We start from the raw sequence: 12,226 nt of genomic DNA, 5'->3' as shown, positions 1-12,226 counted from the left end.
GATAACGCATGAGTGATACGAAAAATGACGCGCTGCAATCGCGTCTGCTGCTGGCCGAACGCGTCGCGCGGGCGGGCGGGGAGAAGGCGCTGGCCTACTTCAATCAGCGTGACACGCTGGTGGTCGAAACCAAGCACGACCTGCAGGATGTGGTATCACGCGCTGACCGCGAGGTGGAACAGATGATCGACCAGCAGATTCGCGCCAGCTTCCCGGACGACGGTTTTCTTGGTGAGGAGTACGGCCTGCAGCCGGGCACGTCAGGCTATACCTGGGTGGTCGATCCGATTGACGGCACCAGCCCGTTCCTCAACGGTATGCCAAACTGGTGTGTTTCCGTTGCGGTGCTGCATGACGGCGTACCGGTGATTGGCGTGATCTTTGCGCCGACCTATCAGGAGTGCTACGTCGCCGCGCTCGGCCAGGGCGCAACGCTGAATGGCCGCCGTTTACAGGTAGATCCGTCACGTACGCTGCAAAATCACGTTACCGGCTTTGGCGCTAATAGCTATGTCAGCCCGGAAGAGGTGGGCCGCCTGCTGGCGTCGCTGCTGGCAGCGGGGGGCAACTTTATCCGTATCGGATCTGGTGCGCTGATGCTGGCGTGGGTGGCAGCCGGACGCGTGGTGGGCTATTTCGAACCCTACATGCACGCGTGGGATTGCCTGGCCGGTTACTGTCTGGTGAAAGAGGCCGGCGGCTGGTATCACCCGTTTAATACTGAGGGCGACCGGCTATTGAAAGGCGCGCAGGTGCTGGCGGTGGCGCCGGGTGCGCAGGCAGAGCTGAGGCGGATTGCCGGCGTTTAAGTGGTGCATTTCACGGCCGCGCGACGTTTTCCGGGTCGCCATCCATGGCGACCTTACAACGCTTTGCGCTGTCTTAACTGGATAATCGCATGATTTTAAACGATTACGCTGTGACTCAAACCGCCACGAACTCGCGGTATCCCGACCAAATCACATACACCGCGAAATAACAGAAAATCAGCGCTGAGGCGAGATACGAATACTTCAGCAGGCGCTCGCCTAACAGCTTTCCGCCCATGCTGCCGATCAGGCAGATCACACAGGTCCACACCACCCCGGCGAGGAAAAACCCGCTGAGAAACCACGAAGTTGCACCGGCATCGCTGTGGCCGATGCGGGCTATCAGCGCGCCGCCCACGCTGGCGAACCACAGAATCGCCGTCGGTGACGACATCGCCAGCACGATGCCGCGCCGAAATTCGCGCAGCAGTGAACGATAAGGCTGGGTTTCAGCCGTGGGAATGTCGATTTTTTTGGCCAGCGCGGCGTAAAGCATTTTAGCGGCAAACCACAGCAGCAAGATGCCGCCGCCAATCCATAGCAACCAGCGCACCGGCGTAAACTGCAGTACCACCGCCATGCCAGCCATCGCCAGTAAGGCGTAAATTAAATCACCCACGCAGGTGCCCATGCCCAGCCAGAAACCGTGCAGATAACCGCGCTGCATCGCCAGCGTCAGCATGGCGATGTTGGCGAGTCCGATATCCAGACACAGCGATAAACTCAATAAAAAACCATTAGAAAACGGCAGCATAACGTCGTGACCATCCCTGAGTTCGGTAAAGGAAAGATTAAAGCATGCGTGCCGGGGCTTTTTACACTGCTTCCTGCCATCCATAACGAAACGCTATGACCTGTTAGCAAAGGCACAATTAAATAAACCGATTTGTGAAGCCGATCGGCCTGCACAGCTTTGCGCGCAGGGAATGCCACTATAGTCGTTAACGAGACGTTAACAACGTCCGTTTCAATACAAAAAAATCAACCTGGTTTGGGCGCAGGCCCGTGAAAATTCCGATTATGGTGGAAAGACAATGAGTGGATACCCAAAACCGGCAACTGGCGGTTTAGCAACAAACTTAACCGTGGCAATATCACTGGCTCTATTGACGCTGGCGGGGAGTGCTATGGCGCAGAACACGGAACATTATCAAACAGCATTAGTCGGCACCTGGACCAGTATTCCGGATGCCCCTGCGGTACAAAAGCCGGATCGATCCAGTGAAGGTTTGTATCGCATGCAGGTCAACAGCGACGGGACGCTCAAGCCGCTGGAGGTGATCAGGATGAAAAGCCCGTCGTGGATCGTTAAATCACGCGACGGGCGGTTTGCTTATACCACCAATGAAGAGAATGCCGGTGTCGTTACCGCGCTGGCGATCGATAAACAGGGCGCAGTGCGGGTGCTGAATCAGGTCGACAGCCACGGCGAGCAGCCGACGCACGCCACTCTTAGCCCGGACGGCAAATTCCTGTTTGTCGCCAACTATTCGGTGGCGAAAGGCGGAGCAGGGGTAACGGTGTTCCCGATTGCGTCGGACGGCAAGCTGGGCGAACAGGTCCAGCATTTCGCGTTCAGCGAAGGCAGCGGCGTGGTAAAAGATCGGCAGGATGGCGGCCATGCGCACTCCACCACCTTTACCCATGATGGCCGCTATCTGTATGCGGCCGATCTCGGTGACGACAAACTGCATGCCTATCGCTATCACGCGGATCGGCGGGAGCCGCTGCAGGCGGATACCAGCCGTGATGTGAGCTTTGCGCCAGGTGCGGGACCGCGCCACATGGTGTTCTCCGCCGACGGTAAACACGCTTACGTGATTACTGAAATGGCGGGCGAAATTGTGGTGTTCCGCGTCACTGACGACCGGCTGGAACGGCAGGCACAGGTGGCGCTGAATACGCAAAACAGCAGCGCCGCCTATAAAAGCGGTGGCGGCATCATTCTCAGCCCGCAGGGTAAATTCCTGATTGCCGCTAACCGCGGATCTGACAATCATCTGCTGGTGTTTAAGATTGCCGCCGATGGCAGCCTGACAGATCCACAGCGCTATGCCGCCGACGGTATTGAGCCGCGCGCGCTGGCGTTTGATAACAGCGGTAAACATCTCTATGTCACCAACGTGTTTACCAACACCATTACGCTGTTTGATTTTGATGCGCACAGCGGCAAGCTGAGCGCGCGCGGTGTGGCGGCGAAGCTGGCAACGCCAACCGACATCAAATTCTTTAACTAACTGCCTTTCACTCATCCGGTGCGCGTGACAGCGCACCGTCTTCCGCCATGGCCGACAGCGCGCTTTCCAGCGAAGCCGGAAACATCTGGCCGTGACTGAGCCCGGGAAACAGCTGGAAGCGAGCCGCCAGGCCGTTCTCCTGCATGCCGTCGAGGGTGGTGCGAATCCGGCTCAGCACATCGCTGACGCCGGGACGTGATTCGCCGTTGCCTTCCATCAGCACCAGCTGCTTCTGCTTAAACGATGCGGGCGTCACCGCTGCCATCTGCTGCAACAGCGTTGCGTCGCCGCGCAGGGAAGGACTGGCGGCAAAATAGCGCTGGAAAAATCCGGAGGTTAAATAGCTGTCCAGCACAAACAGCCCGCCGTAAGAGTGGCCCCACAGCGCACGCTGCTGCGCATTGATCGGCAGATGCTGTTCGGCACGCTGCGCGATAGTCTGTTCCAGCAGCTGGCGGAATGCGGCACTGCCGCCGGCTGGCCGGCCGCGACGATCCTGCACCTGCTGCGGCGGGGTGTAATCCAGCGTGCGCGCAGCGAGATCGAACGGCAGCGGGGTCTGATAGCCTATCGCCACCAGCACCGGCGGGTTGCCTGCTGCCAGCTTCTGCAACAGCGCTTCGCTGAGATGGTTCATCACCGCGTTGCCATCAAGCATATACAGCACCGCGTAACCGTTGGCCGGTGCCGGTTTACGTGGCACCGCCGTCCACACCTTGTAGTGGCGCTGGCCGTCAGCGGAATCAAACGTGTTAACAGTGAAGCGATACCAGGCAGAGCCTTTGTCGGCAATGTTGGGTCCGAGCGGCGTCATATCAGGCCGGGCGAAACCGACAGCCGGACTGAGCAGCAGGCTCAGCAGGGTGAACAGCGGAATGATAAGGCGATAAATCATGGCGCTTCCTTACTAGCTGGCGAGTCAATTACTTCCGTGTCACAGCGAAAGCGCCAGACAGATTAGTGATAATGATTATTAATTTCAACAACCATTTTGCACCGTCACGCGCCGTGCGGAAGTGTAAAGATTTCGTCAGGATCGCCGATAACGTAGCGGTATAATACCAGCGAGGATAGTCAGGATGATTAACGGTATCGGACCGGGTAGTTTCTCACAGCTCCATCTCAGCAGCGCCAGCGCACGCGTGACCAGCAGCACGGCAAGCAATGCGACCCGGCAAAATAGTCTGACGGCAGACGCCTCAGCGAAAGTCACCTTTAGCGAAGCCACCGACGCCATCTCTGCGGTGTACCAGATGACGCCGGCGCGCGTCACCGCCAGCACGCCTCTTTCGCCTGATATGCAGACGCAGGCGATGGGTGCGCTGCGCAGCTCGGGCGTCAGCATGAACGGCATTGGCAGCGCGTTGCTGAGCGCACTGACGCAGCAGCGTGACGATGTCACCATCAGCGTACCGGCCAGCGGCGGCGCGCAAACTGACACGCAGAGCGCGGTGGCGCTGGAGATTACCACTCAGTCCGGCTTGAGCCTGACTCTGCAGATGACGCGGCAGCAGGATGGCGTAGCGGTGGCACTGAAAACCACTCACGGTAAGCTGAGCGATGACGAAGCTGCGGCAATCGCCAAACTTTCCGGCGCGCTCGAGAAAACCCTGAGCGGGCTGGATAACGGCAACGGTAAACTGGATGTCGGTGACCTGCTCAGTTTTGACAGTAACCAGCTGGCCAGCGTTGATCTGAAAACCGACCTGCGTCGCAGCGGCGAAGTGATGCAGTCGCTGAATCTGCATGCCGACCCGGGTTCACGCTGGCTGGGTTTCCATAATGCCGACGCCAGTTTCAAACTGACGACGGACATGCGCAGCCTGGCGCAGGCCAGCAACGCCGGTCAGCAGCAGAGCGCCCTGGCTCAGTGGAGCACGAAATTTGATCAGGCCGCTTCGCGCGGTCACGGCGATCGCGCGGCGCTGGCACTGTTTAAGCAGGGTTTCGAGACCTTAAACAGCACCAGCGCGGCGGCCGGCGTGGCGATGCGCACCCCGCAGGCGATCACCGTAGGCGCGCATGCGGCGCAGGCCGGTGCTATCAGCGGCCTGGCAGATTTCTCGGCCAGCTATCACCAGACGGCGCGCTCCAGCAATCCGCTCAAGCCGGAAGAAGAAGATACTTTCGCTCTGGATGTGGCGCAGCGCAGCAGCCAGCAGAAGAACGGCGATACGCAGCGCATGACGCAGGAAACCCTGTTTAGGCTGAACGCCAGTTTTCATACCGCGCTAAGCGCCAGTTCGCCGCTGGCGCTCAATGAAACCAAAGAGTCACAAAACTATCACTACCACCAGATTCACGATGAAACGCGCAGCACCACTGAGGTGACGCAGGATGCGCAGGGCAATCTCACCGCCCGTTTCGCCCAGCAGCTGACGCAGCAGGAAACGGTGAAGACTTATCAGCTGGCGAAGCTGATCGACAGTACCAGCACACCGCACAGTGAGAAGAGTGAATCGACGCGCCACTATTCCCCGGCGATGTATCTGGCGCAGGCGTAATACCAGGATGGCGTAATGCCCACTTTATTGCGCCAGCCCATGGCGCAATAAAACAATAATGTCATTTAACACTATCGATAGCGGAATTAATACTTAAGATAATTCACCCGTGTCACTCAGCGTAATAACCTTGCATCTCCGCGCCCGCTAACGCCTTCTTATCCCTGATAAATTCTTTATTCTCTTTCTGCATGCCGTTTGCCGGATATAGCATAACCGCGCTCTTTACCGCTGTTATTCTCGCTGATTATCATCGCGCTCAATCTGTTATTAAGTTACGGCTCTCTGCCCTGGCAGAATGAGCCTGTGAATCACAGCAAAATAAAAAGTGAATCCAGCGATGACGCAAATCAGGGCTCAACAACTTCAGCGCGCGGCGGTGATCACGTCTGACGCGGCGGCAATCGCCGCCGCCCGCCACCTGGCGGAACAGGCGAAAGCCGGGGCAGCCGAACGCGACCAACAGCGTATCTATCCGCGTGAACTGCTCGATCAGTTCACCCAGCTGGGGCTGGGCAGTATCAGCGTGCCGCGCCAGTTTGGCGGCGGCGGTTTGTCGTTTGGTACCGTGGCGGAGGTGTTCCGCCTGATCTCCGCCAGCGATCCGTCGCTTGGCCAGATTCCGCAAAACCACTTCGGGCTGATTCAGTTCATCCTGGGGGAAGGCAGCGCGCAACAGCAGCAGCGCCTGCTCAGCGCGGTGGTACAGGGCCAGCGGCTTGGCAACGGCGGTCCGGAAAAGAACAGCAAGCACACGCGTGATGTGCAGGCGCAGCTGGTGTCAGGCCCGGAGGGGTTACGGCTCAGCGGTGAAAAGTTCTATTCAACCGGTGCACTGTTTGCCGACATTCTGGTGACCACCGCGCAGCAGGAGGGCCAGCCGGTGATGGCGTTCATTCCGCTGCCGGCGGCAGGGGTGGAGATTATCGATGACTGGTCGGGTATCGGTCAGCGCACCACCGCCAGCGGCACGGTGAAGCTCCAGCAGGTGGCGGTCGATGCCGGTTTGACTATCGCGCTACCGTCCCCCGATAAGCCAACGCTGCGCGGTGCCGTATCGCAGCTGATCCAGGCCGCGATTGACGCTGGGATCGCCCAGGGCGCGCTGGATGAGGCGCTGGCGTTTATTCACAGCAGCTCGCGTCCGTGGGTGGACGCAGGCGTGAGCCGCAACGCAGACGATCCTTACATTCTTGCCGATGTCGGGCGTATCAGCACCGAACTGAGCGCCGCCAACGCGCTGCTGGTGCGGGCGGCGCGCGTACTGGACAGCATTGACCCGCACGCGCTTACCGCTGCGCACTGCGCACGCGCCTCCATCGCGGTTGCAGAAGCCAAAGTGCTGACCACCGAAATTGCGCTGAAAGCCAGTGAAAAGCTGCTGGAGTGGAGCGGCAGCCGCGGCACATTGCTGAAACACGGGCTGGACCGCCACTGGCGCAACGCGCGCACCCATACGCTGCATGATCCGGTGCGCTGGAAAACGCACGCCATCGGCAACTATTACCTCAATGATGTTCTGCCCGCGCGTCATGCGTGGATTTAAGGAGCGATGATGACGCAGGTTTTCGCTAAACAGCCGGCAGCACGCATCCGCAGTGCGCAGCAGGCCCTGCAGGTGGCCGAGGAGCTGGCTGAACGCTTTCGCAGCGGCGCAGCGCAGCGCGATCGGCAGCGTGAGCTGCCACATGCTGAACTTCAGCACTATTTCCAGTCCGGCCTGGGCGCCATTACCGTGCCGCGTGCGTGGGGCGGCATTGAGATTTCCAGCGCAGAACTGGCGCAGATTTTTGTCATTCTCAGCGCTGCCGATGCATCGATCGGTCAGGTGCCACAAAACCACTTCTACGCGCTGGAAGTGCTGCGCGTTAACGGCAGCGACGCCCAGCAGCAGCGGCTGTACAACGAAGTGCTGGCGGGCGTTCACTATGGTAACGCGCTGGCGGAGTTCGGCTCTGCGGCGGCGCATCAGCGCACCACCGCCTTCAGCCAGACCGCCAGCGGGCTGCACCTCAACGGCGACAAATTTTACTGCACCGGGGCGCTGTTTGCCGACCGCATCCCGACGCTGGCCATCGCCGATGACGGCAAAGAACAGCTGGTGTTTGTACCGCGCCATCAGCCGGGTGTGACGGTGATTGATGACTGGAGCGGTTTCGGCCAGCGCACCACCGGCAGCGGCAGCGTGCAGTTTCGTGATGTGGCGATCGCGCCGGACGATGTGGTGCCGTTTCACAGCGCGTTTGAGCGGCCGACCACCGTCGGACCGTTTGCCCAGATTATGCATGCGGCTATCGACCAGGGCATTGCCCGCGCGGCCTTCAACGACATGCTGGCTTTTGTGCAGCAGCGCGCGCGGCCGTGGCCGGACAGCGGCGTCGAGCGAGCCTGTGACGATCCGCTGACGCTGGATCGCACCGGGCGGCTCGCCGCACGACTCAGCGCCGGTGATGCGTTGCTGGATGTCGCCGGGGAGGCGGTCGATATCGCCCAACGCAACCCGAGTGCTGAGCACGTCGCGCTGGCATCGGTTGAAGTGGCGAAAGCGCGTGCCTGGACCACTGAGGTGGCGCTGGAAGCCGGCAATCTGTTGTTTGAGCTGGGCGGATCGCGCGCCAGCCTGCGCGAGCACAACCTCGATCGCCACTGGCGCAACGCGCGTACCCATACGCTGCATGACCCGGTACGCTGGAAATATCCGGTCATCGGCAACTATCTGCTTAATGGCGTGCTGCCGCCGCGACGGGGAACGCTATGAGCCGCAAACAGATTCTGCTCAATGCTTTTAACATGAACTGCGTGGGGCATATTCACCATGGCATGTGGACCCATCCGCAGGACCGCTCGGTGGAGTTCAATTCGCTGGCTTACTGGCTGGATTTAGCGCGTCTGCTGGAGCGCGGCCTGTTCGACGGACTGTTCATTGCCGATATTCTCGGCGTTTACGATGTGTATCAGCAGGGTATCGGCCTGACGGCGCGCGAGTCCATTCAGCTGCCGGTGAACGATCCGCTGATGCTGATTTCCGGCATGGCCAGCGTGACGCAGCACCTGGGCTTTGGCGTGACCGCCAATCTGAGCTACGAAGCCCCTTATCCTTTTGCCCGCCGCCTGTCGACGCTCGACCATCTGACCAACGGTCGCATCGGCTGGAATATCGTGACCGGCTATCTCGACAGCGCGGCGCGCGCCATGGGGCAGCAGCAACTGCTGGCGCACGATCGGCGCTACGACCAGGCCGATGAATTTCTCGATGTCACTTATCAGCTGTGGGAAGGCAGCTGGCAGGACGATGCGTTGCTGGCCGACAAACAGCGCCGGCTGTATGCCGACGCGCAGAAGATTCACGCGATCAATCATCAGGGTGAATTTTATCAGGTGCAGGGCTATCACCTGAGCAGCCCTTCGCCGCAGCGCACGCCGTTGCTGTTCCAGGCAGGATCATCCGCGCGCGGCGTGGCGTTTGCTGCGCGGCACGCCGAGTGCAGTTTCGTGAATGCCAGTTCGCCGGCGGCGCTGCGCGAGCAGGCGCAGCGTCTGCGCCACGCGGCGGTGGCGGCGGGTCGTCAGGCGGACGACTTACGCATCTTTATGGGCGTCAGCGTGATCGTCGCCGCCAGCGAACGAGAAGCGCAGGAGAAGCACCGCAGCTATCTGGAATACGCCAGTGCTGAAGCCGGCATTGCGCACTTCTCCAGCTCAATTGGCGTCGATCTCGCTGCGTTTGGCCTCGATGAACCGATTCACAGCGGCGACACGCGCGCCATTGAATCGGTGAGCAAAGCCTACAACGGCTGGACGCGTCGCCAGCTGCTGGAGCAGCATGCGCTCGGTAGCCGCTATCCGGTGATTGTCGGCAACCCGTCTCAGGTCGCCGACCAGTTGATCCGCTGGATTGATGAAGGCGACATCGACGGCTTCAATCTGACGCGCATCCTGAATCCGCAAAGCTACCGCGATTTTATTGAGCTGGTGGTGCCGGAACTTCAGCAGCGCGGCCGCTTTAAAACCGCTTATCAGCCGGGATCGCTGCGGCAAAAAATTTTTCAGCAGCAGGATCGTCTGCCCGCGCGCCACCCGGCCGCGCGCTGGCGGCCTGCGGCTGATGTTCGTTAATTTAACCTCAGAAAATCAGGATGAAATTTGCCTCATTAGTGGCGCTGAGCGCCGCAATATTAACCGCCAGCGCGTTTGCCGCCGGTGACTACAGCGGCGCCCTCAAAGTCGGTACCACGGCGGCCTTCGCGCCGCCGCTGGAAACCGCCGTGGCTGAAGCGAAAAAGCAGGGACTGCAGGTGGAGCTGGTGGAGTTCACCGACTGGACTGCGCCGAACGTGAGTGTGGAAAATGGCGACATTGACGTCAACCTGTTCCAGCACAAGCCGTTTCTTGACAATGCCAACCGCGAGGGCGGTTTCCATCTGGTGCCGTATGCGCCCGCCATCATCAATAACATCGGGCTCTATTCGAAGAAGCACACGGCAATCGATCAGATTCCGGACGGCGGCACGGTGGCGATTGCCAATGACCCGATTAACGGTGCGCGCGGATTGCTGCTGTTGCAAAAAGCGCAGCTGATAACGTTAAAACCGGGCAGCGGGCTGAAATCCACCGTGGATGATATCGCCAGCAATCCCAAACACCTGAAAATCATCGAAGTGGAGGCAGTGCAGCTGTCGCGCTCGCTGGATGAGGTCGACCTGGCGCAGGGGTATCCGCACTATCTGCGTTTGTCGAAGACCATCGACCCCAACAAGGCCCTGTTATTTGATGGCCTTGAGCATCCGGAATATGTGATTCAGTTCGTGATTCGTGACGGACATCAGGACGATCCGCGACTCAAAAAGTTTGTTGATATCTATCAGCACTCGCCGGTGGTGCGCGCGAAGCTGGATGAGTTCTACGGCAAGCTGTATCAGCCGGGCTGGAGCCAGTAATCATGGTCAGCCTGACTCTTCCTGGCGAGCAGGCGGCGCTGCACACCACGACACCGGTCGCGGGCCGTGCGCATGTGCAGATCCGCGGGCTGAGCAAACGCTATGACGGCCAGTCGCAGGATGCGCTGAAGCACATCGACCTGCAGGTTAAACGCGGCGAAATTTTTGGCATCATTGGCCGCAGCGGCGCGGGCAAATCGACGCTGATCCGCTGTCTGAACCGGCTGGAAAATCCGACGCAGGGTGCGGTGGTGATTGACGGTATCGATCTCAGTTCACTGAGCGCCAGCCAGCTGGTGCAGTGGCGGCGCCGCACCGGCATGATTTTTCAGCACTTCAATTTATTGTCCGCTAAAACGGTGCGGCAAAACATTGAGCTGCCGATGAAGGTGGCCGGCATACCGGCGGCGCAACGGCGGCAAAAAGTGGATGAGCTGCTGGCGCTGGTTGGGCTGGAGGCGCGCCAGCATGCCTGGCCGGCGCAACTCTCTGGCGGGCAGAAGCAGCGCGTCGGCATTGCGCGCGCGCTGGTGCACGATCCGGAACTGCTGCTGTGCGACGAGGCAACCTCGGCGCTGGATCCGGAAACCACGCGCGCCATCCTCGCGCTGCTGAAAAAAATCAATCAGCAGCGTCATATCACTATTGTGCTGATCACCCATGAGATGGACGTGGTGCACGACCTGTGTCACCAGGTGGCGGTGATCGATCAGGGTGAAATCATTGAGCGCGGTCCGGTGTGGCAGGTGTACAGCGATCCGCAGCATGAGACGACGCGGCAGTTGCTTAATCCGCAATTCGGCGCGCTGCCGGAGGACATCCAGCCGCTGCTGACGCCACAACGTCAGGACGTGGACTCGCGTTTGCTGGTGCGGCTGCGCTACAGCGGGCAGGGTGCGCAACCGGATCTGGCGGCGATCAGCGCACAGGTCAGCGGCGAGCTGACGCTACTGTATAGCGCGGTTGAATGGGTCGATCGCAAACCCACCGGCCAGCTGTTACTGCTGCTGAATGCCCGGCACGACGCGCCGGCAGCCCTTGCCGCGCTTCATCCGCTGGCGGACCAACTGGAGGTTGCAGGTTATGTCACTGGCTATTGATCGTTTATGGCAGGGATTGCTGGATACGCTGCTGATGGTCGGCGTGTCGTCGCTGCTGGCACTGCTGATCGGTTTACCGATGGCGGTGATTCTGGTGGTGACCGGGCGCGGCGACCTGTTCCCCAATCCGCTGCTCAACCGGCTGCTAGGCTGGCTGGTGAACCTGTTCCGCTCGATTCCGTTTTTGATTCTGATGGTGGCGCTGATCCCGTTTACCCGCTGGATTGTCGGCACCACCTACGGCGTCTGGGCGGCCGTGGTGCCGCTGACGCTGGCGGCGACGCCGTTTTTTGCCCGCATCGCGGAGGTGAGTCTGCGCGAAGTGGATAAAGGGCTGACGGAAGCGGCGCAGGCGATGGGCTTTCAGCGCTGGCATATTGTCTGGCACGTGCTGCTGCCAGAAGCGCGGCCTGGCATCGTCAGCGGTTTTACCATTACGCTGGTGACGATGATTAATGCCTCGGCGATGGCCGGTGCGATCGGCGCCGGCGGGCTGGGCGATCTGGCTTATCGTTACGGCTACCAGCGTTTCGATATGCAGGTCATGCTCACGGTGATCGTGGTGCTGGTGGCACTGGTCACGCTGCTGCAGCTGTGTGGCGACCGGCTGTCGCGCCGGCTGAACCATCGCTAAAGGCG

11 protein-coding genes are annotated in these 12,226 nt (G+C 60.1%); 9 read left to right on the top strand and 2 right to left on the bottom strand.

Annotated features, from left to right (window positions below):
* Positions 1–8 precede the first annotated feature (8 nt).
* A complete protein-coding gene (locus tag H7K56_RS08170) occupies positions 9–809 on the top strand; it encodes an inositol monophosphatase family protein (protein WP_021508951.1) in 801 nt (266 codons plus the stop codon).
* A gap of 115 nt (positions 810–924) precedes the next feature.
* Here the strand turns inward: H7K56_RS08170 and H7K56_RS08165 are convergent, their stop codons facing one another.
* The gene (locus H7K56_RS08165; protein ID WP_058770305.1) at positions 925–1,563 is read right to left on the bottom strand and encodes a LysE family translocator; all 639 of its coding nucleotides are present in this window, start codon (positions 1,561–1,563) and stop codon (positions 925–927) included.
* Between the two features lie 373 nt (positions 1,564–1,936).
* Between H7K56_RS08165 and H7K56_RS08160 the strand changes: the two genes are divergently transcribed.
* Positions 1,937–3,046 carry a lactonase family protein gene (locus H7K56_RS08160; protein ID WP_150360065.1) on the top strand — a complete coding sequence of 370 codons (1,110 nt, stop codon included), beginning with the start codon at positions 1,937–1,939 and terminating at the stop codon, positions 3,044–3,046.
* Between the two features lie 7 nt (positions 3,047–3,053).
* On the opposite strand, the gene H7K56_RS08155 is transcribed toward H7K56_RS08160, so the two are convergent.
* Entirely contained in the window at positions 3,054–3,941 is an 888-nt protein-coding gene (locus H7K56_RS08155) for an alpha/beta hydrolase (protein ID WP_182688988.1), read from the bottom strand.
* Positions 3,942–4,125: 184 nt separating this feature from the next.
* Between H7K56_RS08155 and H7K56_RS08150 the strand changes: the two genes are divergently transcribed.
* The 7 genes from H7K56_RS08150 (at position 4,126) to H7K56_RS08120 (ending at position 12,221) form a co-directional block, all read left to right on the top strand.
* Complete coding sequence (locus H7K56_RS08150; protein ID WP_150360064.1) at positions 4,126–5,550, top strand: hypothetical protein; 1,425 nt, start codon at positions 4,126–4,128, stop codon at positions 5,548–5,550.
* A gap of 340 nt (positions 5,551–5,890) precedes the next feature.
* The gene (locus tag H7K56_RS08145; protein WP_150360063.1) at positions 5,891–7,096 is read left to right on the top strand and encodes an SfnB family sulfur acquisition oxidoreductase; all 1,206 of its coding nucleotides are present in this window, start codon (positions 5,891–5,893) and stop codon (positions 7,094–7,096) included.
* Positions 7,097–7,105: 9 nt separating this feature from the next.
* Positions 7,106–8,308, top strand: coding sequence for an SfnB family sulfur acquisition oxidoreductase (locus H7K56_RS08140; protein WP_021508958.1), 1,203 nt, complete (start codon positions 7,106–7,108; stop codon positions 8,306–8,308).
* Entirely contained in the window at positions 8,305–9,666 is a 1,362-nt protein-coding gene (locus tag H7K56_RS08135) for an LLM class flavin-dependent oxidoreductase (protein WP_021508959.1), read from the top strand. Before H7K56_RS08140 ends, H7K56_RS08135 begins: the two co-directional genes overlap by 4 nt.
* A gap of 20 nt (positions 9,667–9,686) precedes the next feature.
* Positions 9,687–10,487, top strand: a complete 801-nt coding sequence (locus tag H7K56_RS08130) for a MetQ/NlpA family ABC transporter substrate-binding protein (RefSeq protein WP_021508960.1) — start codon at positions 9,687–9,689, stop codon at positions 10,485–10,487.
* Between the two features lie 2 nt (positions 10,488–10,489).
* Positions 10,490–11,587, top strand: coding sequence for a methionine ABC transporter ATP-binding protein (locus H7K56_RS08125; protein ID WP_150360062.1), 1,098 nt, complete (start codon positions 10,490–10,492; stop codon positions 11,585–11,587).
* Complete coding sequence (locus tag H7K56_RS08120) at positions 11,571–12,221, top strand: methionine ABC transporter permease (protein ID WP_021508962.1); 651 nt, start codon at positions 11,571–11,573, stop codon at positions 12,219–12,221. The genes H7K56_RS08125 and H7K56_RS08120 overlap by 17 nt, the downstream gene beginning before the upstream one ends.
* Positions 12,222–12,226: the final 5 nt, after the last annotated feature.

It is taken from the genome of Pantoea dispersa, assembly GCF_014155765.1.
Classification (GTDB): domain Bacteria; phylum Pseudomonadota; class Gammaproteobacteria; order Enterobacterales; family Enterobacteriaceae; genus Pantoea; species Pantoea dispersa.
This window is presented reverse-complemented; position numbering and strand designations above follow the sequence as displayed.